Source organism: Sphingomonas ginsenosidivorax (assembly GCF_007995065.1).
GTDB lineage: Bacteria > Pseudomonadota > Alphaproteobacteria > Sphingomonadales > Sphingomonadaceae > Sphingomonas > Sphingomonas ginsenosidivorax.
The window spans coordinates 1,007,142-1,030,018 of record NZ_VOQR01000001.1 but is presented as its reverse complement, the minus strand read 5'-3'; the positions used below and the strand labels follow the sequence as shown (position 1 = coordinate 1,030,018).

Here is a 22,877-nt window from a genome sequence, read left to right as displayed (position 1 = left end):
TACCATCCGGGCATCGGTGCCGCCCGGTCGCGTCGCTGCCGTCACCAGCTGTGGCGCCCGCCAAGACACAGGCTGACCAGGCGATGCGCGAATTGCTCGCCCGCCTCCCGGCTGACCTCGCCGAGGATCGATTCCATGCGAAACCACGAGATCAGGCTCGTGGCGATGACCAACGCGACGCCGTAAGCGTCCGCGACGGGGCTGCCATCGCCGCGTCCTGCCAGCGTGATTTCCTCGGCCATGACGTTCGTGAAGCTGCGGTGCTGCAACTCGAGAAACAGCCGCGTGAGTTCGGGAAAGCGTTTCGCCTCGGACAACACCATGTGATCGAACGCCTGCACCTCCGGCAGGCGGATGATGTCGAGCGTTCCCAGCGCCCGTTTCAGCAGACTGTCGGCGATGTCGAGCCCGTTTTCGGCGGGGTAGCTGCTCGTCGACACCGCCGCCCATGCCGCAAGCCGCTCCTCCGCCACGGCGCGAAACAGCTCCCCCTTGTTCGGATAGCGGGCATAGACCGTGCCCTTGGACACTGCAGCCCTGGCGGCGACGGCATCCATCGAGGTGTTCGCATAGCCGCGCGACAGGAACAGCGCGCGCGCGGCGTCGAGGATGAGGGGTTCGAGCGCCGCTGCCCGCGCGGCTGTCGGCCGCCCCCGGCGCGGGGCGGGTCTGGCCGGCGCATGGACTGTCTTGATCGCGGGCCTTGCAGTCATCGAGGGGTTCCGTCGCGCCATCGTCCCGCACGCCTAGCGTGCACCGCGGGTCCCGGCAAACCGCCGAGGGGGGCCGATGCCTGCGTGGTCAGGTCCGGGGCTCGCATCGCCCCGGCGGTGATTGTGCATGCGCCGGCACGCGCACGGATGTCGTGATAGGAGCGGATGCTGACACCGTCCGGGAATCCGCTTCCATGTCCGATATGCTGGCCCATCTCGCGAAACTCGCCCCCTTCGTCGCGTATGACTTTACCGAGTTCGGCGAGACCGAGACGGTCAAGCTGTCGCGGATCCAGCAGCTGACGGGCGCGCATCTCGGACGCAACTGGGTGGCAGTGCCGCATGTGACGCATCACGACGAGGTGGACGTGACCGACGCCGAGGTCGCGCGAGGCGAATGGAACGCCGCGCATCCGGACCGGCGCCTGACGCCGGTGATCCTGTTGGTTCGCGCGCTCGCCCGGGTGCTCGCGGAGTTCCCGACGTTCAACGCTTCGCTCAGCGCGGACGGGGCGTCGCTGATCCTCAAGAAATACGTCAACATCGGCGTGGCCGTGGATACGCCCAAGGGGCTGGTCGTGCCCGTGCTGCGCGATGCGGCGACGCGCTCGATGACCGACCTCGCGACCGACCTCGCTACGCTTGCCGAGAAGGCCAGGACGCGCGGCCTGTCGATGGCCGAGATGTCGGGCGGGTCGATGACCGTGTCTTCGCTCGGCCATATCGGCGGGACCGCGTTCACGCCGCTGATCAACGTGCCCGAGGTCGCGATCCTAGGCGCGACCGCGATCCAGCAGCGCGCCGTGCCGGGTACCGATGGCGACATCGTCTGGCGGCGGATGCTGCCGCTTTCGCTCAGCTACGATCACCGCGTCATCAACGGCGCGGATGCCGCACGCTTCGTGAGGGCGATCGGGACGGCGTTGCAGCGGCCGGACCTGATCGCCTAGCCGCGCGCATCCTGCCGGATCATCGCGGCCCCCTTGTCGGCAATCATCAGCGTCGGCGAATTGGTGTTGCCCGATACGATCCGCGGCATCGCCGAGGCATCGACGACGCGCAGGCCGGCGATCCCACGAACCCGCAACCGCCCGTCGAGCACCGCCTGCGGATCCGACGCGGGTCTCATGGCCGCGGTCCCGACGGGGTGAAAGATCGTCGTGCCCAGCGCCGCGGCGGCGGCCAGCAGTTCCTCGTCGGTCTGCGCGGCGTCGCCCGGCCGGAACTCGACCGGCCGGAAGCGGGCGAGCGGCTGCTGCGCGACGATATGGCGGGTCAGTCGCAGAGACTGGATCGCGACGCGCCGGTCGTCTTCCGTCGCCAGATAGCCCGGCGCGATCAGCGGGGCCGCGTACGGATCGGGGCCTGCCGGGCGGACGCTGCCGCGGCTCGTCGGGCGGAGATTGCACACGCTCGCGGTGAACGCCCCGAACCGGTGCAGCCCGTCGCCCCATTTGTCGAGGCTTAGCGGCTGGAAATGGAATTGGAGGTTGGCGGTGACCTGATCCGGCGACGACTTCGCGAACATCCCCAGTTGCGACGGCGCCATCGTCAGCGGCCCGCGTCGCCGCACGACATAGTCCAGTCCCATCGCCGCGCGCCGGATCAGGTTCGCATAATCGGTATTCAGCGTCCGTACGCCCGCCACCTGGTACACCGGCCGGATCTGGAGATGGTCCTGCAGGTTGCCGCCGACACCGGGCAGCGCGTGCAGCACCGGGATACCGGCGGCCGCCAGCGCGGCCGGATCCCCCACGCCCGAGGATTGCAGGATGCGCGGGGAGCCGATCGCCCCGGCGGCGAGGACGACCTCGCCGCTCGCCTGCGCCGTGAACAGCGCGGCGTCGCGGCGGAAGGCGACTCCCGTCGCGCGACCGCCCTCGATCACGACGCGCTCGACCTCGACGCCGGTTTCCAGGCGGAGGTTGGGACGATGCAGGACCGGCTTGAGGAACGCGCCCGCGGCGCTGACACGCCGTCCGGTCCGCTGGTTGACCTGGTAGTAGGAGGATCCGGCATTGTCGCCGCGGTTGAAGTCGTCGATCGGCGCGATCCCTGCCGCGGCGCCCGCGTCACGGATCGCATCGAGGATGTCCCAGCGCACGCGCGGATATTCGACGCGCCATTCGCCGCCTGCGCGGTGGAACACGCCGTCTGCCGCGACGTGATCCTCATGCGCCAGGAAATGCGGCAGCACGTCGTCCCAGCCCCAGCCGGGCAGACCCAGGTCGCGCCAGCCGTCATAGTCCGCCGCCTGCCCGCGCATGTAGATCATCGCGTTGATCGACGACGATCCGCCGATCACCTTGCCGCGCGAATAGGCCAGGCTGCGACCGCCCAGCCCCGCCTCGGCGACCGTCTGGAACAGCCAGTCCGCGCGCGGATGGCCGATCGCGAACAGGTAACCGGCGGGAACGTGAAACCACAGCCAGTCGTCCTTGCCGCCGGCCTCCAGCAGCAGGACGCGCGTCGCCGGATCGGCCGACAACCGGTTCGCGAGCAGGCACCCGGCCGAGCCTGCACCAACGATGACATAGTCGTACGTACCAAGGTCGGTCATGTCAGAACGCCGCCGCCTCGGCCCGCACCTGCGCGGCGACGAAATCCGCCACGGCGCGGATCCGTGGGACCCGTGCGAGATCGGCGTGGAGCACCATCCAGTAGCTGCGTACCACCTCGACCGCTTCCGGCAGTACGCGCACGACGCGCATGTGCGGCCGGACCGCGAAGCAATGGAGGAGGCCGAAACCGAGGCCGGAGACGACCGCCTCCATCTGCGCCGCGACCGAACTGGACCGGAACACGCACGTCTCCGACACGGTCGACTCCAGGTTGCGCAGTTCGGGCAGGTCGATCATCTCCTCGATATAGGAAATGAAGGGCTGGCCCTTCAGCGCGGCGGGCGTGTCGACCGGACCGATCCGCGCCAGCAGGTCCGCCGAGGCATAGAGGCCGATGCGATAATCGACCAGGCGCGCGGATTGCAGGCGACCGGTCTGGGGACGGTTGAGGCTGATCGCGATATCCGCCTCGCGTTTCGAGAGGTTGACGTTGCGCGATTCGGGCACGAGCTCGAGTTCGATCCGGGGGTGCCGCGCGTGCAGCAGGCGTGCGCGGGGCGCCATGAAATAGGTGCCGAACGCTTCTGGGGTCGCGAGCCTGACGACCCCCGACACGTCGCCGTCCAGACCCTCGACCCGGCGGCCGGCAGCGAGGATCTCCTCCTCGATCCGAGTGGCGTGGGCGATCAGGTCGAGCCCGGCGCGGGTGGGCACCACGCCGCGCGGCGAGCGATCGAACAGCCGTGTGCCGAGCGCGGTCTCCAGTCCGGTCAGTCGTCGCGCCAGCGTCGTGTGGTTCAGCCCGAGCCCGCGCCCGGTCGAGACGAAGCTGCCGCTGCGGGCGATCGCGAGGAAGATGCGGAGATCGTCCCAATCGAGCATTCAGATTTTCGCACAACCGGTTCGCATATCCCCCATATATTCGTGCATTTTCGTTGATGCTATCGCTCTGGCAGACCAGGCGAGAGGATATCCCCCATGCGATTGATCCAGCATTTCATCGACGGTGCCGCCACGACGGCGACGCCGACGCGCACGGGCGACGTCTACGACCCGGCGCGCGGCGAGGTGCAGGCACGAGTTGCCCTGGGCGATTCCGCGCTGCTGGACGTCGCGGTCGCCAATGCCAAGGCCGCGCAGCCGGCGTGGGCCGCGACGAATCCGCAACGCAGGGCGCGCGTGATGTTCCGGTTCAAGGAACTGATCGAGGCGCACATGGACGAACTCGCCGAACTGTTGTCGCGCGAACACGGAAAGGTGATCGCCGATTCGAAGGGCGATATCCAGCGCGGGCTCGAGGTCGTCGAATTCGTCTGCGGCGTGCCGCACCTGCTGAAGGGGGACTATACCGAGGGTGCCGGCCCCGGCATCGACGTCTATTCGATGCGCCAGCCGATCGGCATCGCCGCCGGCATCACGCCGTTCAACTTCCCCGCGATGATCCCGTTGTGGATGTGCGCGCCCGCCATCGCCTGCGGCAACGCGTTCATCATCAAGCCGTCGGAGCGCGACCCCAGCGTGCCGGTCCGGCTCGCCGAACTGGCGCTCGAAGCCGGCCTGCCCAGGGGCATCCTCAACGTCGTCCACGGCGACAAGGTGATGGTCGACGCGATCCTCGACCACCAGGACATCAAGGCGGTGAGCTTCGTCGGCTCGTCGGACATCGCGCAATACGTCTATGGTCGCGGTGCCGCGAACGGCAAGCGGGTTCAGTGCATGGGCGGCGCGAAGAACCACGGCATCATCCTGCCCGATGCCGACATGGACCAGGCGGTCGCGGACATCATCGGCGCGGCCTATGGCTCGGCGGGCGAGCGCTGCATGGCGCTGCCGGTCGTCGTTCCCGTCGGCGAGGAGACGGCGGAGCGTCTGCGCGGCAAGCTCGTCGCCGCGATCGCCGAGCTCCGCGTCGGACTGCCGACCGATCCCGATGCGCATTACGGCCCGGTCGTGGGTGCGGCGCACAAGGCGAAGATCGAGGCCTATATCCAGATGGCGATCGACGAGGGGTCGGAACTGGTCGTCGACGGCCGCGGACTGACGCTGCAGGGGTATGAGAAGGGCTATTACATGGGACCGACGCTGCTCGACCACGTCACGCCCGAGATGCGGAGCTATCAGGAGGAAATCTTCGGGCCGGTGCTGCAGATCATGCGCGCCAGGACGTTCGAGGAGGCTGTGTCCTACCCGACGAACCATCAATACGGCAACGGCGTCGCACTGTTCACGCGCAACGGCGACTTCGCGCGCAAGTTCGCGTCGCAGGTCGAGGTCGGGATGGTCGGGATCAACGTGCCGATCCCGGTGCCCGTCGCCTATCACAGCTTCGGCGGCTGGAAGCGATCGGGGTTCGGCGATCTCGACCAATATGGCATGGACGGGATCCGGTTCTACACCCGTACCAAGAAGGTCACGCAACGCTGGCCGGCGCAGGATGCGGGCGCGGTGCTGGACCAGAGCTTCGTGATCCCGACGATGGGGTGACGCCGATGGCAGCCGTCCGGGATCGCGGCGCGTCATCATCGTCGGCACGATGCCCGCGGGCTTGACGCGCCTCGGCCGAACGCTTCTCTAAGGTCATCACGCAGAGACCATTTGGAAGACGTCATGAAGCCGGGAAGCAAGCTGAAGTCTGTCGTGTGCGACACCGAGGTCATGGTCATCCGCGGCGGTGACGGGGTCGTTGCCTGTGGCGGCCGAGCGATGGCGAACGAGCGCCCGGCGGAGGGCGGCGAGATCGATCCGGCGTTCGCCGAGGGCACGCGGATGGGCAAACGCTATGTCGATGCCGCGGGCACGATCGAGTTGCTGTGCGTCAAGCAGGGCGCGGGATCCTTGTCGCTGGACGGCGTTGCGCTCGTCACGAAGGACGCAAAGCCCCTTCCCGCCTCCGACTGATCCATGAACATCTCGCTCTTCCTACAGATGGCGGCGGACACCGATCCGGACCGCATCGCCCTGGTCTGCGACGGGCGGCGCTGGTCGTACGGCGCGCTCCAGCGCGCGGCCCAGGGCGCGGCGCGGAGCATGCGCGAGAGCGGCGCCACCCATGTCGCGTTGCTCGACGAAAGCAGCGAAGCATCGGCGATCGCGCTGTTCGGCGCGGCGATCGCCGGCATCCCGTATGTCCCGCTCAACTACCGGCTCGCGGATGCCGATCTCGGCGCGCTTCTGGCCAGGATCGCGCCGGCCTATGTCATCGGCGACGTCGATCGCGTCTGGCGGCTGTCCCCGGAGACCGGCCACGATGCCTGGACCCGTGCCGATTTCGTCACCGAGGCCGAGGCGAAGGCGGACGGACCGGCCGTGCCCGAGACCGACGAGACGATCGCGATCCAGCTGTTCACCAGCGGCACGACCGCGGCCCCCAAGGCGGCGGTTCTGAGGCATTCGAACCTGCTGTCCTACATTCTCGGCACGGTCGAGTTCGCCTCCGCCCCCGAGGAGGACGCCGCGCTCGTCTGCGTCCCCCCCTATCATATCGCCGGGATCGCCGCGTTGCTGAGCTCGGTCTATGCGATGCGCCGGATCCTGATGCTGCCCGCGTTCGAACCGCGCGCGTGGCTGGAACTGGTCGCGGCGGAGCGGGCGACCAACGCGTTCGTCGTGCCGACGATGCTGTCCCGGATCGTCGCCGCGATGGATCCCGCCGCTGCCATCGACCTCTCGTCGCTGCGCGCGATCGCCTATGGCGGTGGGCGCATGCCGACCGAACTGATCGACCGCGCGCTCGACCTGTTCCCCGATACCGGCTTCACCAACGCCTATGGCCTGACCGAGACGAGCTCGACCGTCGCCTTGCTCGGGCCCGAGGACCATCGGCACGCGCATCGCTCGACCGATGCCGCGGTGCGGGCCCGGCTGTCCTCCGTCGGGCGGCCGCTGCCGACGATCGAACTCGAGATCCGCGATGAGGACGGCCATGTCCTTCCGGCCGGTGAACGCGGCGAGATCTACGTTCGCGGCGATCAGGTTTCCGGCGAGTACAAGGAACGCAGCGCACTCGATGCGCAGGGCTGGTTCCCGACCCGCGACGCCGGTTGGATCGATGCGGAGGGCTATCTGTTCCTCGCCGGCCGCGCCGACGACGTGATCGTCCGCGGCGGCGAGAACATCTCGCCGGGCGAGATCGAGGATGTCCTGCTGACCCATGCCGCCATCGCCGACGCCGCCGCCGTGGCGGTCGCTTCGCCCGAGTGGGGCGAGGCGGTCGGCATCGCCATCGCCTGCCGGCCGGATCACGCCGCGCCCGACGACGCCGAACTGCGCGCGCTGATCCGCGACCGGCTTCGCTCGTCGCGCGTGCCCGAGCGGATCGTCGTGGTCGATGCGTTGCCGTATAACGAGATGGGCAAGTTGCTGCGGCGCGAGGTCCGCAAGTTGTTCGCGGACTGATGCCGCTCGTCATGCCGCTGGCGACCGTCGGGCATGCGTGGCTCCAAGACCTGGCACGGGCAAGCGCCAGCGCGACGCTGGCAGCGATCGATGGGGCGACGTTGCTCGGCGAGCGCGCCCTGCTCGGCGGGTTTCGCGTTCCCGGACGGCGATCGGCGGGTGGCGGATGCCGGCTGTACCATGCCCGGCAAGGTACGATCGCCCTCAACCTCGCGCGCGCGCAAGATCGCGACCTGCTCCCCGCCCTGTTTGCAGTCGAAGACGCTTTCACCTCCGACGATGCCGTGGCGGCGGCGATCGCATCGCGAAATGCCGGCGATCTCGTCGCGCGCGGACGCATGCTCGGGCTGGCGATCGCCCATGAGGACGAGGCGCCCCCAGGACCCGCGACCACGCGGCTCGTCAGCGCCGCCCGCGCCTCGTCCGCACGTTCGTCGCCGCGCGTGCTCGACCTGTCGGCGCTATGGGCCGGTCCGCTTGCTGCCCGTTTGCTCGGGCTGACGGGCGCGCACATCGTCCGGGTCGAAAGTCGCGTCCGTGCCGAACCGACCCGACCGGGCGAGGACGCGCATTTCGGCCTGTTGAACCGCGGAAAGACCAGCGTGGTTCTCGACCTCAAGGATCCCGGCGATCGCGCGACGGTGCTGCGGCTGATCACCGAAGCGGATATCGTGATCGAGGCCGCCCGCCCCCGCGCGCTCCGGCAGCTCGGCATCGACGCGGACGCGCTGCTGCGCGCGCAGCCCGGGCTGACCTGGATGACGATCACCGGGCATGGCGCGAGCGGCGAGGCCGCGGACTGGGTCGGGTTCGGTGACGATTGCGCGGTCGCCGCGGGGCTTTCCGCCGCGCTGCGCCGCGCCAGCGGACGGACGGGCTTTGTCGGGGATGCGATCGCCGACCCGCTGACGGGTATCTACGCCGCCCGCGCCGCCTGGAATGCCTGGGCCCATGGTGGCGGCGTGCGACTCGGGATCGCGATGGCGGGCGTCGTCGCGGAGGCGATCGCCGCGGCGCGCGCGGTGGATGCGCGGGCGTTCGATCGGTCACTGACCGACTGGGCGGCTGCGCAAGGCGCGCCGATCGCGCCCGTCGCCGATCGCCGATCCGGTGCGCCATGCTGATCCGCGGCGCGGCGCTAGAGGACGGCACGGTCCAGGACGTACGCATCGCGGCGCAACGGATCGCGGCCATCGGGCCGTTGCCGCCACATCCTGGAGAGCCCGTCGTCGAGGCGCGCGGTGGGCTGCTGCTGCCCGGGCTGCACGACCATCATATTCATCTCGCGGCGCTGGCGGCGTCGCTGACGTCGGTGGCGTGTGGCCCGCCCAGCATCGCGGATCTCAGCGGGCTCGCGACGGTGCTGAGCCGCCCGGGCGAAGGGTGGCTGCGCGGGGTCGGCTATCACGAGAGCGTTGCCGGGCTGCTCGACCGGGCGATGCTCGACGCGATCGTTCCCGATCGACCCGTACGGATACAGCATCGCGGCGGACGGATGTGGTTCTTCAACTCGGCGGCGCTGGACTGCCTGAAGGGTCCGGACCCGGCGGGGCTGGACCGCGCGACGGGACGATTGTTCGAGGGCGACCTGTGGCTGAAGACGACGCTGGACGGCGCACCGCCGTCGCTCGCGGCGGTGGGGACGATCCTCGCGCGGGCGGGCGTGACGGGGGTCACCGAGATCTCGCCCGCCAACGACGCGACGATGGCGCGGCACCTGGTGCGCGACCATGCCGGACGCCGTCTGCCGCAAAAGGTGCTGCTCGCCGGGCGGGCGACGCTGTGCGCGGCCGATACCGGTCCGGGCGTTCGCCTGGGTCCGGTCAAGCTGCACCTGCACGAAGCCGACCTGCCGCGCTTCGACACCGTCGTCGCCGCGATCCACGCCGCGCACGACGCCGGTCGCGGGGTTGCGGTGCACTGCGCGACCGAGGTCGAGCTCGTGTTCACGCTCGCCGCGTTCGACGATGCCGGGACGGTGCCCGGCGACCGGATCGAACACGCTTCGGTCGCGCCCGACAGCGCCGTGCGCGAGATCGCGCGGCTCGGGCTCGCCGTGGTCAGCCAGCCGCATTTCATCGCCGAGCGCGGCGACGCGTATGTCCGCGACGTCGCTTCGGACGACCTGCCGCTGCTGTATCGCCTGCGCGCGTTCCTCGACGCGGGCGTCGTGCTCGCCGCGGGGAGCGATGCACCGTTCGGCGCGCCCGAGCCCTGGGCCTCGATGGCGGCAGCGGTCACGCGCCGAACCCGCTCCGGGCAATCGCTGGGACCATCGGAAGCCCTGACGCCCGAGCAGGCGATCGACCTCTATCTCGCCGATCCGGACGACCTGGGTCGCCGCCGCCGGATCGCGGTCGGCGCGCCTGCCGACCTGTGCCTGCTGGACCGGGACTGGACTCAGGCCCGGACCGATCTAGCGGCGGTGCAGGTCCGCATGACGTGGATCGACGGGCGGCTCGTCCATGATCGCATCGACCAGTCCCCAGCGTAGCGCGGTCGCGGCGTCGATCCGCTGGCCCGACAGGATCATCAGCGCGGCGCGCTGCCGCCCGATCCGGCGTGCGACCGACACGCAGCCACCCGCGCCCGGCAGGACGCCCATCGCCAGTTCGGGAAGCTGGAACCACGCGGCGCGCGATGCGGTGACCCGGCCCGCGAAGGCGGCGATCTCCAGCGAGGATCCGACACACGCGCCCTGGACGTGGACGTCGACCTTCGTCGCGCAGCGCGACAGCGGATGGGCGGGCAGCGATAGCCCGCGGATCGCATGCGCGGTCGCCGGGTCGCGCGTCGTGCCGAACTCGCCGAGATCGGCGCCCGTACCAAAGGCAGCGCCGGTCGACCGCAATGCCACGCGGACGATATCAGGATCCATTTCCGCGACCGTGAACGCCTCGAACAGCGCGTCGCGCATCGTCCGATCGATGGCGTTGTGCGCCGCCGGTCGATCGATCACGATCGACAGCGTCGCGCCGTCGCGGGTCGTGACGACGCGCCCGGGTTCCGGCGCGCGTGCGACCACGGGCCGTGCCGCGATCCAAGCCGCATGCTCGCCACTGCCCTGCAGAACCGCATAACCGAGGGACTCGATCAGGAGTGCCTGGTCGACGGGCATAGGCTCGGTGGCGCGAAGTACCTGCACCGATACCGCCGCGGCATGGGGGTGGCGACCGACCTGCGCGACCAGGCGGTCGATCGATACCGGCGGTTCGACGACGCCGTCGAGCGCGGCTGCCGCAGGGTGACTGCGGTCGCCGATGCCGAAGATCGGCCAGGGCGGCAGTCGCCAGGCGAGCGGCGCGCGAGGCAAGCGGTCGAGGTCCACGAGGCCGAGCGGCTTCGCATCGCCGAATTCGCCGCTCGCCAGCAAGGCGGGTTCGACCAGGAGCTCTTCGTCCATCACCCTCCCTCCGCTTTGACCGCCCCGACGATGTGCCCGCGCTTGCCGGCGACGTAAAGCATCCTAGACTTGGCCGCATGCAGACCCTTGCCGAGCTCTGTGCGCAAACGCTCGCCATCGATCCGGCGCGGCCGGCCATCGAGTATGACGGCGTGTCGCACAGCTGGGGATCGGTGCAGGCGCTCGCTGGTCGCATCGCGAGCTTGCTTGCCGAGAGCGGCATCGGCAGCGAGGCCGCGGTCGCGTTCATGCCGCGCAACAGGCCCTCCGCGCTCGCCGCGCTTCTCGGGCTGCTGATCGATGCGCGCAGCGTGGCGATGATCTACGCGTTCCAGTCGCCCGAGGCGATCGCCGCGGCGCTCGACCGCACGGAGGCACCCGTCGTCGTCCTGGCGGTCGAGGACGCCACGCCCGAGGTCCGCCGCGTCCTCGCCGCGAAGCGGATCGCGGCGATCGTCCTGGACGGGATGACCGCCCGGTTGCTCGCGGGCTTCGCGCATGGTCGGGAACGCGCCGATGACGGCCCGCCGCGGATCGACATCCTGACGAGCGGCACGACCGGCCCACCCAAGCAGTTCGCGCTGCCGCACGCGGTCATCGCGCGCTTCGTGCTGAACCAGGGAATGTCGCTGATCGACGACCCTGCCGAACCGCCGTTCCTGATGGCGTTCCCGATCCCCAACATCACCGGCATCTACAGCACGGCGGCATCGCTACTGCGGGGCAAGCGCGTCGTCCTGCTCGACCGCTTCTCGGTCGCCGCGTGGCAGGCATTCGTCAAACGCTACCGCCCCCGTGCCAGCGGCGCGCCGCCGGCCGCGGTGAAGATGATCCTCGATGCCGACATACCGGTCGAGGACCTGGCTTCGCTCACCTCCTTCGGCACCGGCGCGGCACCGCTCGACCCCGTCATCCAGCGCCGGTTCGAGGACCGGTACGGCATCCCGATCCTGCTCTCCTACGGCGCGACCGAGTTCGGCGGGCCGGTCGCGGCGATGACGACGCAGCTCCGCGCCGAATTCGGCGACGCCAAGCTCGGGAGCGTCGGGCGAGCAATGCCCGGGGTAGAATTGCGCGTACGCGACCCCGACACGGGCATGCTCGTCCCGCCCGGCCGGGAAGGCCTGCTCGAAGTGGTGTCGCCGCGGATCGGACCGGACTGGATCGTGACCGCCGACATCGCCGCGATCGATGCCGACGGCTTCCTCTACCTGCGCGGCCGTGCCGATGGCGCGATCATGCGCGGCGGGTTCAAGGTCCTGCCCGAGACGATCGAGGCGGCGCTGCTGCTGCATCCTGCGGTCGCGGCCGCGGGGGTCGTCCGCGTCCCCGACCCGCGCGTCACGCAGGTCCCCGGCGCCGCGATCGAGCTCCGACCGGGCACCGTCGCACCCGATGTCGCGGCGCTCGACGCCCATGTCCGGCGCCATCTTCCCGCGACGCACGTCCCGGCGCATTGGCGCTTCGTCGCGACGCTGCCGCGCAATCCGTCGTTCAAGGTCGATCGTCCGGCGATCGAGCGGCTGTTCGCGTGATCGCCCCCACGCTCGATTGCCACCAGCCCTTGTCGGCCTGCCGGCCCGCTGCATAGCGTCCCGCCATGACCGACGACGTGACACGGACCACCACGGGATGGCGGATTCGCCGGGACGCAGCACTTGCCGAAAGCGCCTATGCCGAGGGCTGGTGGCGTCGGGACACCATGGCGGACGCGCTCGCCCGGGCCGCGCACGCGACGCCCGACCGCATTCTGGTCGTCGATGGCGAGACGCGACTGTCCGCCGCCATGCTCTATGCTCGGGCGAACCGGCTCGCACAGGCCCTGCTCGCGCGCTTCGTGCCCGGCAGCGTCGTCTCGTTCATGCTGCCCAACTGGCACGAGGCTGCGATCATCTACGCAGCCACGACGCTGGCCGGGATGGTCGCGCACCCGATCCTGCCGTCGCTGCGCGATCACGACCTGCGCTTCATGCTCGACGATATCGGCAGTCGCATGATCTTCATTCCGGCGACGTTCCGCCGCCACGACTATGCCGCGATGCTGTCGCGGGTCACCGCGGACCTGCGGACTCCGCCCGATGTCGTCGTCGTGCGTGGTGACGGGGGACCGCATATTCCCTTCGCGACGCTGTTCGAGACCAGCGCCCGGACGCTGCTGCCGACGCTCGACGCCGACGACGTCCGGATGGTGATGTACACCAGCGGCACCACCGGGCGCCCCAAGGGCGTGATGCACACGCACAATTCGCTGGGGGCGCTGATCCGCCAGATCGGCACGCACTGGATGATCGCACCGGCGGACCGCTTTCTCGTGCCCTCGCCGATCAGCCATATCGGCGGGTCGATCTATGCGTTCGAGGCCCCCCTGCTCCTCGGCACGACCGCCATCCTGATGGAGCATTGGGATGCGGAGGCGGCCGTCGGGCAGATGGTCGCGGAACGCTGCACGCACATGGCCGGCGCGACGCCGTTCCTCGAGCATCTGCTCGCCGCGGCGCGCATCGCCGGTACTCGACTGCCGGACCTGAAGGTGTTCATCTGTGGCGGCGCGTCGGTCCCCCCCGCCTTGATCCGCGAAGCGGCCGCCTATTTCGAGAACGCGGTCGTCAGCCGGGTCTATGGATCGACCGAAGTTCCCGTCACCACCGTCGGCGTGATCGATCACGCCGATGTCGACCGGGCCGCCGACACAGACGGGCTGCCCGGCATCGCGACGGTCGTGATCGCCGAGACCGGCGAGATCCGCGCGCGCGGGCCCCAGATGCTGGTGGGCTATGTCCATGCCGAGGACGAGGCGGGCGCGTTCGACGATGCCGGCTTCTACCGGACGGGCGACCAGGGCAAGATCGTCGAGGGGGGCCATCTCGTCGTCACCGGCCGGATCAAGGACCTGATCATCCGCAACGGCGAGAACATATCGCCCAAGGAGATCGAGGACCTGCTCGCGAGCCATCCCGCGATCGCCGAGGTCGCGATCGTCGGGATACCCGATGCGCGTACCGGCGAACGGGCGGTCGCGGTCGTCGTCCCACGCGACGCGGCTGTCCTCGATGTCGCGACGCTGGCGGCGTTCCTTGCCGGCTTCGGCGTCGCCCGGTTCAAATATCCCGAGGCGGTGGCGGTATGGGACGCATTGCCGCGCAACGACGCCGGCAAGGTCCTCAAGCAGCAGATTCGCGCGACCCTCGCCGCTGGCTGATCACCCGTTCGCGCGGGCCATCGCAAAGCTGGCGCCGAGATGTTTCATGAAGCCGTGCGGCCCACCCGCTTCGGTCGGGACCACCGGAAAGGTCATCGCATCCTGCCGGTCGTCGATCACCGCCATCTGCGCGCCAACTTCGGCCATCGTCCAGCCGGGCCGCCAGACGCCCTTCGTCTCGGCGAGGTACGCCTTCGCGATCCGCCCGCCCAGCGCCGCGATCACCTCGCCGGACACGCTGCAGCTCTCGTGCGCCAGCCAGCCTACCGCCGGGGTGACGAATTCCGGCCCGAGCGGCGGAAATTGCGACGTGTCGACGCCCTCCGACATCCGGGTCACCGCGCTCGGCGCGATGCAGTTCGACATGACGTTGTGCGGTGCGCCCTCGATCGCGGCGACGTGCGACAGGCCGATCAGCCCGGCCTTTGCCGCGGAATAGTTCGCGACCTCGTAATTGCCGTAGAGCCCGCCGATCGAGGTCGTCATCACGATGCGGCCATACCCCGCCTTGCACATCGCCGCGAAGGCGGGCTGCAGGACGTTGAAGCCGCCGATCAGGTGGACGTCCAGCACCGACCGGAATATCTCCTCGCTCATCTCCGCAAGCGGCGCGCGGCGGACGTTGCCGGCGTTGTGAATCAGCACGTCGATCCGGCCATAGGTGTCGAGCGCCTGGTCGATGATCGCCTTCCCGCCGGCCGAGGTCGCGACGGTGTCGCGGTTGGCGACCGCCTGCCCGCCCGCCGCCACGATCGCCGCCACCGTATCGCCGGCGGGGTCCTCCGCCGTGCCGTCACCGGCCATGCTCACGCCGAGATCGTTCACCACGACGCGCGCGCCCGCGCCGCTCAGCAGTTCCGCATAGGCACGGCCGAGCCCGCGTCCCCCACCGGTGATGACGACGACACGGTCATCGAATCTCAAGTCGGGCATGCTCGCATCCTCCCAGCGTCCGGGCCGCGGCCTATCATGGCGCCCCGTGACCCGGAACCGGACCGCCGGAAACTTCCCTCCGGCGATGAATCGCCCCCGCGCGTTGACAAGGCGCGGTCGAATGCTGCGCAGCACGGGCCTGGATCAGGGAGGCACGACATGCAGGTAGCGATCGTCACCGGCGCGGGAAGCGGCATCGGGCTCGGCACCGCCAAGATGCTGTACGATGTGGGGATGGCGATCGTCGGGGTCGGGCGCGACAACGCCAAGCTCGCCACGCTGGCGCAGACGATCGACGATCCCGACCGGCTCGCCACGTTGTCGATCGATGTCACCGACGAGGATGCGCCGCACCGCATCGTCGGCCTCGCGCTCGAACGCTTCGGCCGGCTGGACTTCCTGATCAACAATGCCGGTGCCGGCAGCCCGAAGCCGCTGCACGAGACCGACGACGCGACACTCGACGGCTTCCTCGACGTGATGCTGCGCGCGCCGTTCCGGCTCTGTCGCGAGGCGATCGGCCATATGGGCGAAGGCTGTGGCATCGTGAACGTCACCTCGACCTACGCTGTGATCGGCGGCCGCCGCGGCGGCGCGTACTCCGCGGCCAAGGGCGGACTCACCTCGCTGACCGAGCATATCGCCTGCGACTATGGGCCGCGCGGCATCCGCGCCAACTGCGTCGCGCCCGGCGTCACGATGACCGACATGGTCCGGCATCGGTTCGAGGACGAGATGTTCAAGCGCGTCAACGTCGAGACCACGCCGTTCCCGCGGCTGGGCGAAGTGTCCGACATCGCGAGCACGATCGCGTTCCTGTGCTCGCCGGGTGCAGGGTTCATCAACGGCCAGACGATCGTCGTCGATGGCGGCTGGACGACGACCAAATACATGTCCGATCGCGCGCTGCGCACCAACTGGGTCGAACCGGGATCGTGAGCATCGTTCGCCCCCGCGATGGCCGCCGGGCGGCCGCTTGACCCCCGGCACGCGATTGTGTCCAACCGCCGAAAGCCGTTCAGGACGGCGACAGGAGAGCGACACGATGACGAGATCCCTGAACGGCCGGACGGCGATCGTGACCGGTGCAGGCTCGGGCATCGGTCGCGCGATCGCGATCCGCCTCGCCGAGGATACCGCGAAGGTGGCGATCTGGGACATCAACGCTGCCGGCGCGGAGGAAACCGCCCGCATGATCCGCGACGCGGGCGGTACGGCGATCGCGATCGACGCCGACTGTTCGGACAAGGCCGCGATCAAGGCGGCCGCCGACCGGACGCGCGCGGAACTCGGTCCGGTCGCGATCCTCGTCAACAATGCGGGCATCGCGCCGTTCACGCCGTTCCTCGACATCGACGACGACCTGTTCGACAAGGTCATCCGCATCAATCTGCGCGGGCCGTACCTCATGACCAAGGAGGTGCTGCCCGACATGCTCGCCGCCGGATGGGGGCGCGTGATCAACATCACCTCGTCGTCCGTCCAGTCCGGCTCGTTCGCGCAGGGGCATTACGTGTCGTCGAAGGGCGGGCTGATGGGGATGACCAAGGCGCTCGGCCTCGAATATGCCGCGTCGGGCGTCACCTTCAACATGGTGCCGCCGGGGTTCATCGACACGCCGATGCTGCGCGCCGCACCGATCGATGCGGACGCGTTCGCGCAGACGCTCCCGATGAAGCGGATCGGACAGCCCGAGGACATCGCCGCCGCCTGCGCCTATCTCGCCTCGGAAGAGGCCAGCTACATCACCGGCCAGACGATCAGCACCAATGGCGGCCGCTACATGGGATCGCATTGACCGGTCGCGCCGGGCGCCCGGTCGGGCCTTTTTCCGTTCATCACCGACATAAGGAACGCAGGCTATGGGACGGTTTCGCATTGAGCTCGTCGACGACGCAACCACCGGCATGGTGATGGCGGAAGCGTTCGGCCCGGACGGCGCGATGATCGCCAATTCGCTGCCGATCTATCACTCGCGCGACGAAGCGGAACAGGCGATCATCGCGACGATCAAGCAGGCCTGGCCGGACCGTGCGCCCGACGCCGTGGATCATTCGATCGGGGTCTGACGCGGATCCCGCCCGTCTCCGTCGCGCGCCGGCCGGGTTCAGCCGTTCGCGGGTTGCGGCAAGGTCAGCAGCGCGGCGCTGCTCGCGACCATGAACAGGCAGGTCAGCGCGAGGAACGGCGCATAGCTGCCATAGGCGTCGAACACCGCCGCCGCGCCGAGGGGCCCCGTGGCGGTGCCGATCGACAGCGCGGTCAGCAGCCCGCCATACAGGCCGCCAAAGCTCTTCAGACCGAAATGGCGCGTCGTGAGATAGACAATGACGTCGACCTCCGCGCCCAGCGTCAACCCGACGAACGCCGCCGCCAGGGCCTGTCCGACCCCCGTGCCTCCGACCGTCAGCAACAGCAGGCAACCGACAACGGGGAGCAGGAACACCGCCGCCCCTACCCATGACGCGCGGAAACGGTCGAGCAACAGCCCGGTGGCAAGCCGCCCGAGGATCGAGAAGATCCCGACCAGCGACACGATCCCGGCCGCTTCGATTCGGCTCGCGCCGCGGTCGGTGAGGATCGGCACGAAATGTACCACCAGCGCGATGATGGTGAAGGTGAACAGCAGGCTCGCCAGCAACAACCGCAGGTAGATCGTCGAGCGCAGCCCCTCGCCCAGCGTCACGCCGCTCAGCACCGCACGGTCCGCTTTCGCCACGCGCGTCTGCGTCCGCGACGCATCATGGGCGCCGCGGAAGAACAGGACGATCATCGGGAAGGCGATCGCCGCCCAGATCGCGCCCTGGATCGCGACGGCGGTCTGCCAGCCGTGCCGGGCGATCAGCCAGGTGCCGAGCAGCGGAAACACGGCCACGGCGACCGATGCGCCGCACAGCGTGATCGCGAAGGCGAGCCCCCGCGACGCCTCGAACCGGGTCGCGACCGCACTCGTCCAGATCGTGGCCTGCACCGGCAGCGTGGCGAGCGCGAGGATGCCCCACAGCACGTACCAGTTCCCGGACGATCCGGTCGCCGTGCCGAGCAGGGCAAACGCGCCGCACGTCAGCAGGATGCCGACCAGCCCGAACCGCCGTGGCCCGTATCGGTCGACCAGCAGACCGATCGGCAGCCCGAACACCGCCTGCACGAGGGTCGATAGCGTCAGCCCGATCGTCACCTGCGTGCGCGACCAGCCGAACGACTGGCTGATCGGCTCGATATAGGGACCGAGCCCGTAGATATGGATGACGCTGGTGGCGTAGCCCAGCGCTGCGGCGATCGGCAGCATCGGGTAGCGCCGCCATTCGGCCCGTGCGCCGGTGTCGGTCACGCCGTCGCTTTCGGCGCACCGACGCCCATGAACCGCGCAAGGTTGTCGTGCAGGCTCGCGACGGAGCGTTCCATATAGGGATTGGGTTGCGTGCCGCGGAAGCCGATAGTCTTCATGCCCTGCTGCACCGCCGCCATGTTGGCGAAGTCCTGCTGCAGCACCGGCGGCCAATCCTCGGCCTTCGTATAGTCCCACTCGGTCGCAGGCTCCTCGCCCGCGGGGTACAGCTCGTACACCGCGGCTTCGAAGATGCACCTGTCGGGATCTCCGCCGAACGGCTTGGCCGCGTAACACAGCATGTTGTTGACGGCCTGCCCGATCTGGAAGTTCGGAAAGACCTGCCACGCGGTCCCCGCCACGGCGGTATGCGCGGGTTCGACGGTCGGCCATATCACGCCGCGCGCGGCGTCGGTCGCGCGCGCCGACTGGATCCAGTGCCGCGAAACCTCCATCGCCGGGGTGTCCTCCGGCAGCTCGTCGACCAGCCGGTTCGCAGCCTCGACCAGCGTGCGCGTCGTGTTGGTATTGGCATTGGCCCAGGTGAAGTTCTGCAGCTCGGCCGTCGTCACCCGCGCGTCGCCCGTCCCGACGCGCAGCTTGCCGGAATCCTCCTCCATCCCCTTGGGCGCTTCGTAGCCGATATTGGTGTGCAGCCCATGCGTATGCGCCCAGCCGCGGAACTGCCCGAAATCGTTGAATTCCGGGTGGGTGCTGAACACGTGATACGTCTCGGCGAACGCCTCCATCGCGACCTTCCAGTTGCAGTCGAACACGATCCACTTGCGCCACCGGGGCCGCATGTTCTGCAGGCCGTAGGGATCGAGCATCGCCGGCACCGGATCGAGATAGTCCGCCAGGGGTGCCGCCGCGGGATCGAGGTTGATCCAGATCCATCCGCCCCAGCTGTCGACCTGGACCTTGCCCAGGCTGGTGCGCTCCGCGGTCAGCGCGCCCTGCCAGTCGTCCTGATGCTGGATGAAGGTGCACCGGCCCTGCAGGTCGAACGTCCAGGCATGATAGCCGCAGATGAAGTTCGCCCTGGTGCCGCGGGCGTTGTGCTGTCCGGCGGGCACGTCGATCAACCGGCGACCGCGGTGCGGGCAGACATTGTGATAGGCGCGGATCTCGGTTTCGCTCGTGCGCACGACGATGACGCCATCGGGACCGATGTCGTAGGTGATGTAGTTGCCGACCTCCGGAATGTCCTCGAGCCGCCCTGCCTGCAGCCAGGTCTTGCGCCAGAGCCGGTCCTGTTCCGCGGCGGCATAGTCGCGCGAGACATAGGCATCGACGGGGATCGTCACCGGCGCGGTCAGATGCCCGGCGGGCGCAATCGTCTCGGTCATCTGGGTCATGGCGGGGGCCTCGATCAGGAAAGCCGCAGCATAGCGCCCGGGGCCGCCGGCGCGTATCGCTACCGCGATTTCCAGACCGGCGGACGCTTTTCGGCAAAGGCGCGCGGGCCTTCCTGCGCATCCTCGCTGCGATAGGGGAATTCGTGCGCCGCGCGGGCGGCCTGCAACGCCGCAGCGCGGCCCATTTCGGTGGCGAGCATCACGGTCTCGCGACCGGCCTTCACCGACAGCGGCGCCCCCTCCAGGATCTCGCGGGCCAGCGCGATCGCCGTGTCCATCAACGCGGCCGGCTCGGCCAGCCGGTTGACCAGCCCGATCTCATAGGCGCGCTGTGCCGTGATCGGTTTGCCGGTCAGGATGATCTCCATCATGATCCGCTGCGGGATCATGTGGATCAGCGGCGCGGCCCAGGGTGAACCGCGCCCGACCTTGACCTCGGTGATCGCGAACCGCGCCGCCGTGCTGGCGACGCACAGGTCGCATGCCTGCGCGATCATCCACCCGCCGGCGAACGCGACGCCGTTGACCGCCGCGATCGTCGGCTTGGTCAGCTCGATGCTGTCATAGGGTAACGGGAACATGTCGCGCGGCGGCACCTGCAGCCCCCGCTCGACCATTTCCTTGAGATCGCCGCCGGCGCAGAACGCTGTCTCGCCCGCGCCGGTGAGGATCGCGACGCGCAACGCCGGATCGGCCTCGAACCGCGTCCAGGCGGCGAACAGGCCGTCGCGTACGTCCTTGCCGAGTGCGTTGCGCTGGTCGGGCCGGTTGATGGTGATGATCGCGATCCCGTCGGGACGGGCATCGAACAGGACGGCATCGGTCATCAGAACCCTCGTTGCTGGATGGTTTTCGCTGCGCGCTCGAGCTCCTCGCGGAAATCGGGATGCGCGATCGCGATCAGCCGTCGTGTCCGCTCCGCCAGCGTCTGGCCGCGCAACTGGGCGGCACCATATTCGGTGACGATCACGTCGACCTCGCTGCGCGCCGTCGTCACCGGCCCCGACAGCATGGGCACGATCTTCGACACGGCGCCGCCCTTCGCCGTGGTTGACAGCGCGATGATCGAATGCCCGCCGGGCGAGCGCGCACCGGCGCGGACGAAATCGACCTGCCCGCCGGTGCCGCCCATATAGGCCGATCCCGATTGCTCGGCATTGACCTGCCCCGTCAGGTCGACCTCCAGCGCGGAGTTGATCGTCACCAGCCGCGACAACCGGCCGAGCACCGCGGCATCGTGGGTATAGCGCGTCGGCGTCATGCGGATCGCCGCGTTGCGGTGCGCCCAGTCGTACAGCCGTTTCGTGCCGATCAGCGCGCCGTTGATCGATACGCCGGCATCGATCTCCTTGCGCGCGTTGGTGATCACCCCCGCCTCGACCAGCTCGACCAGCCCGTCGCCGAGCATGCCCGAATGCACACCCAGATCCTTCCGGTCGCCGAGCAGACGCAGGATCGCATCCGGCACCGCGCCGACCCCGGTCTGGATGACCGAACCGTCCTCGATGAACGCCGCGCAGGCGCGTGCGATCGCCTCGTCGGTCTCGGTCACCCTGCCGGGCGCGACTTCGACGACCGGCCGCGACACCGGCACCGCGACGGTGATCGCCGACGCCGGTATCGTCTCGCCCCGCGTGTAGGGGACCTGGTCGTTGACCTCGGCGATCACCACGCGCGCCTTGTCGACCGCCGCGCGGACGTAATCGCTGATCAGCCCGCAGCTGTGGTTGCCGTCGGCGTCCGCCGGACTCACCTGGATCATCGCCACGTCGCAGCGGATCACCGCCGCCGCGATCAAGGGGCCCACCTGGCTGACGTGGCACGGGACGATCTGCAGCGCCCCGGCCTTCGTCATCGTGCGCAGCGCGCCGATCGCCCCCATGCTCGACAGCGCGAACGCGTCCGCGGTCTCGGGCACGAACAGGCCGGAAAAGCTTGTCGCAATGAACGCCGACAGGTCGCCGATCGCCGCGCCCTGCGCGATCAGCGCCTCGACCAGCATCGTCGGTTCGCCGCACGCCTGTCCGAAAACGATATGGTCGCCGCGCCGCAGATAGGCCGAAAGATCGATCACGCGCCGACCTGCCGCAGCAGATGCTCGGCGCGCGACAGGTACGGCCGGTCGAGCATGCCGCCCTTGTAGCCGATCGCACCGACACCCGGGTTCGCGGCGAAGATGTCGACGATCGCCTGCGCCTCGGCGATCTCGTCGGCAGTGGGCGTGAACGCGGCGTTGATCACGTCGACCTGCGCCGGGTGGATGGCCAGCATCCCGCGATATCCGTCGCGCCGCACCTTTTCCGCGCGGACCCTGAGCGCCTCGAGATCGCGGAAATCGCCTTGGATGGTCTCGATCGCCGTCACCCCGGCGGTCGCGGCGCCCAGCAGGCACAGGCTGCGCGCCAGTTCATAGGTGAAGCCGTAGCGACCGTCCGGGCCGCGGTTCGAACTGGCGCCGATCGAATCCGCAAGATCCTCGGCACCCCAGGTCAGCGCCACCACGCGCGGTGCGCCCTTATAGTCGCCGGTGTGGAACATCGCCTCCGCGGTTTCGGTTACCAGCACGATCACCGGGGTCGATCCGACCGCGATCCCATGCGCCGCCTCGAATGCCGAGAGATAGTGATCGAGCGCCTCGACATCCTGACGGCCATAGACCTTGGGTAGCATGATCCCGCCCGGGTGCGCGGGCATGATCGCCGCGAGATCGGTCAGGGTGTACGGCCCGTCGAGCGGATTGACCCGCACCCAGATACGCGCCCGCTCGGGATGATCCCTGACGAAGTCGTGGACCATCTGCCGCGCGAGCGGCTTGTTCTCGGTCGTGACCGCATCCTCCAGATCGAGCAGCACGATATCGGCGGCGCCCTCGACCGCCTTGGTCATCTTGCGGATGCTGTCGCCGGGGGCGAACAGCCAGGAACGCATCTTGAGCGGTGGCGCATCGGACATTCACGATCCCCTCGATCTCGATCGTCCGCGAAACC

At 69.2% G+C, this 22,877-nt stretch carries 21 protein-coding genes; 11 read left to right on the top strand and 10 right to left on the bottom strand.

The features are described from left to right. Positions 1-41 precede the first annotated feature (41 nt). Entirely contained in the window at positions 42-713 is a 672-nt protein-coding gene (locus FSB78_RS04615; RefSeq protein ID WP_158637967.1) for a TetR/AcrR family transcriptional regulator, read from the bottom strand. Positions 714-907: 194 nt separating this feature from the next. Between FSB78_RS04615 and FSB78_RS04610 the strand changes: the two genes are divergently transcribed. Then, entirely contained in the window at positions 908-1,663 is a 756-nt protein-coding gene (locus FSB78_RS04610; RefSeq protein WP_147080369.1) for a 2-oxo acid dehydrogenase subunit E2, read from the top strand. On the opposite strand, the gene FSB78_RS04605 is transcribed toward FSB78_RS04610, so the two are convergent. Next, positions 1,660-3,273, bottom strand: a complete 1,614-nt coding sequence (locus FSB78_RS04605; RefSeq protein ID WP_147080367.1) for a GMC family oxidoreductase — start codon at positions 3,271-3,273, stop codon at positions 1,660-1,662. The two genes, FSB78_RS04610 and FSB78_RS04605, sit on opposite strands and share 4 nt — an antisense overlap. Position 3,274: 1 nt before the next feature. Next, complete coding sequence (locus FSB78_RS04600) at positions 3,275-4,156, bottom strand: LysR family transcriptional regulator (RefSeq protein WP_147080364.1); 882 nt, start codon at positions 4,154-4,156, stop codon at positions 3,275-3,277. 96 nt (positions 4,157-4,252) lie between these two features. Here FSB78_RS04600 and FSB78_RS04595 point away from each other — a divergent pair, with 96 nt between their 5' ends. The 5 genes from FSB78_RS04595 to FSB78_RS04575 all read left to right on the top strand — a co-directional run bounded on the left by FSB78_RS04595 (position 4,253) and on the right by FSB78_RS04575 (position 10,163). Further along, positions 4,253-5,758, top strand: coding sequence for a CoA-acylating methylmalonate-semialdehyde dehydrogenase (locus FSB78_RS04595; RefSeq protein ID WP_147080362.1), 1,506 nt, complete (start codon positions 4,253-4,255; stop codon positions 5,756-5,758). 123 nt (positions 5,759-5,881) lie between these two features. Further along, positions 5,882-6,172, top strand: a complete 291-nt coding sequence (locus FSB78_RS04590; protein WP_147080360.1) for a hypothetical protein — start codon at positions 5,882-5,884, stop codon at positions 6,170-6,172. Between the two features lie 3 nt (positions 6,173-6,175). Continuing rightward, positions 6,176-7,669, top strand: a complete 1,494-nt coding sequence (locus FSB78_RS04585; protein WP_147080357.1) for a class I adenylate-forming enzyme family protein — start codon at positions 6,176-6,178, stop codon at positions 7,667-7,669. Next, on the top strand, positions 7,669-8,793 hold the full coding sequence (locus tag FSB78_RS04580) for a CoA transferase (RefSeq protein ID WP_147080355.1): 1,125 nt from the start codon (positions 7,669-7,671) through the stop codon (positions 8,791-8,793). The genes FSB78_RS04585 and FSB78_RS04580 overlap by 1 nt, the downstream gene beginning before the upstream one ends. After that, positions 8,787-10,163 carry an amidohydrolase family protein gene (locus FSB78_RS04575; protein WP_147080354.1) on the top strand — a complete coding sequence of 459 codons (1,377 nt, stop codon included), beginning with the start codon at positions 8,787-8,789 and terminating at the stop codon, positions 10,161-10,163. The genes FSB78_RS04580 and FSB78_RS04575 overlap by 7 nt, the downstream gene beginning before the upstream one ends. On the opposite strand, the gene FSB78_RS04570 is transcribed toward FSB78_RS04575, so the two are convergent. After that, entirely contained in the window at positions 10,086-11,072 is a 987-nt protein-coding gene (locus tag FSB78_RS04570; protein ID WP_147080352.1) for an enoyl-CoA hydratase/isomerase family protein, read from the bottom strand. The genes FSB78_RS04575 and FSB78_RS04570 overlap by 78 nt on opposite strands. Positions 11,073-11,149: 77 nt before the next feature. On the opposite strand from FSB78_RS04570, the gene FSB78_RS04565 reads away from it, so the two are divergent. Both FSB78_RS04565 and FSB78_RS04560 read left to right on the top strand, forming a co-directional pair. Beyond that, the gene (locus FSB78_RS04565) at positions 11,150-12,607 is read left to right on the top strand and encodes a class I adenylate-forming enzyme family protein (RefSeq protein ID WP_147080350.1); all 1,458 of its coding nucleotides are present in this window, start codon (positions 11,150-11,152) and stop codon (positions 12,605-12,607) included. A 65-nt stretch (positions 12,608-12,672) separates the two neighbouring features. Next, positions 12,673-14,271: an AMP-binding protein gene (locus FSB78_RS04560; protein WP_199743114.1), complete on the top strand. Its 1,599-nt coding sequence runs from the start codon at positions 12,673-12,675 to the stop codon at positions 14,269-14,271. Here the strand turns inward: FSB78_RS04560 and FSB78_RS04555 are convergent, their stop codons facing one another. Next, positions 14,272-15,204, bottom strand: a complete 933-nt coding sequence (locus tag FSB78_RS04555; RefSeq protein WP_147080348.1) for an SDR family NAD(P)-dependent oxidoreductase — start codon at positions 15,202-15,204, stop codon at positions 14,272-14,274. 159 nt (positions 15,205-15,363) lie between these two features. On the opposite strand from FSB78_RS04555, the gene FSB78_RS04550 reads away from it, so the two are divergent. The 3 genes from FSB78_RS04550 (at position 15,364) to FSB78_RS04540 (ending at position 17,273) form a co-directional block, all read left to right on the top strand. Then, positions 15,364-16,143, top strand: coding sequence for an SDR family NAD(P)-dependent oxidoreductase (locus FSB78_RS04550; RefSeq protein ID WP_147080346.1), 780 nt, complete (start codon positions 15,364-15,366; stop codon positions 16,141-16,143). Between the two features lie 106 nt (positions 16,144-16,249). Next, the gene (locus tag FSB78_RS04545) at positions 16,250-17,002 is read left to right on the top strand and encodes an SDR family NAD(P)-dependent oxidoreductase (protein ID WP_147080344.1); all 753 of its coding nucleotides are present in this window, start codon (positions 16,250-16,252) and stop codon (positions 17,000-17,002) included. Between the two features lie 64 nt (positions 17,003-17,066). Beyond that, positions 17,067-17,273: a hypothetical protein gene (locus tag FSB78_RS04540; protein WP_147080342.1), complete on the top strand. Its 207-nt coding sequence runs from the start codon at positions 17,067-17,069 to the stop codon at positions 17,271-17,273. Between the two features lie 38 nt (positions 17,274-17,311). Here FSB78_RS04540 and FSB78_RS04535 read toward each other — a convergent pair whose 3' ends face one another. Genes FSB78_RS04535 through FSB78_RS04515 form a run of 5 tightly spaced genes read right to left on the bottom strand, consistent with a single transcriptional unit; the run spans position 17,312 to position 22,842 of the window. Next, positions 17,312-18,535 (bottom strand): MFS transporter, encoded by a 1,224-nt coding sequence (locus FSB78_RS04535; protein ID WP_242008009.1) that lies wholly within the window; start codon positions 18,533-18,535, stop codon positions 17,312-17,314. After that, on the bottom strand, positions 18,532-19,890 hold the full coding sequence (locus FSB78_RS04530; protein ID WP_147080341.1) for an aromatic ring-hydroxylating oxygenase subunit alpha: 1,359 nt from the start codon (positions 19,888-19,890) through the stop codon (positions 18,532-18,534). Before FSB78_RS04530 ends, FSB78_RS04535 begins: the two co-directional genes overlap by 4 nt. A 59-nt stretch (positions 19,891-19,949) precedes the next feature. Further along, entirely contained in the window at positions 19,950-20,717 is a 768-nt protein-coding gene (locus FSB78_RS04525) for an enoyl-CoA hydratase/isomerase family protein (RefSeq protein WP_147080339.1), read from the bottom strand. Next, positions 20,717-21,964 (bottom strand): acetyl-CoA hydrolase/transferase family protein, encoded by a 1,248-nt coding sequence (locus FSB78_RS04520; protein WP_147080336.1) that lies wholly within the window; start codon positions 21,962-21,964, stop codon positions 20,717-20,719. Before FSB78_RS04520 ends, FSB78_RS04525 begins: the two co-directional genes overlap by 1 nt. Further along, a complete protein-coding gene (locus FSB78_RS04515; RefSeq protein ID WP_147080334.1) occupies positions 21,961-22,842 on the bottom strand; it encodes an HpcH/HpaI aldolase/citrate lyase family protein in 882 nt (293 codons plus the stop codon). Before FSB78_RS04515 ends, FSB78_RS04520 begins: the two co-directional genes overlap by 4 nt. Positions 22,843-22,877 lie beyond the last annotated feature (35 nt).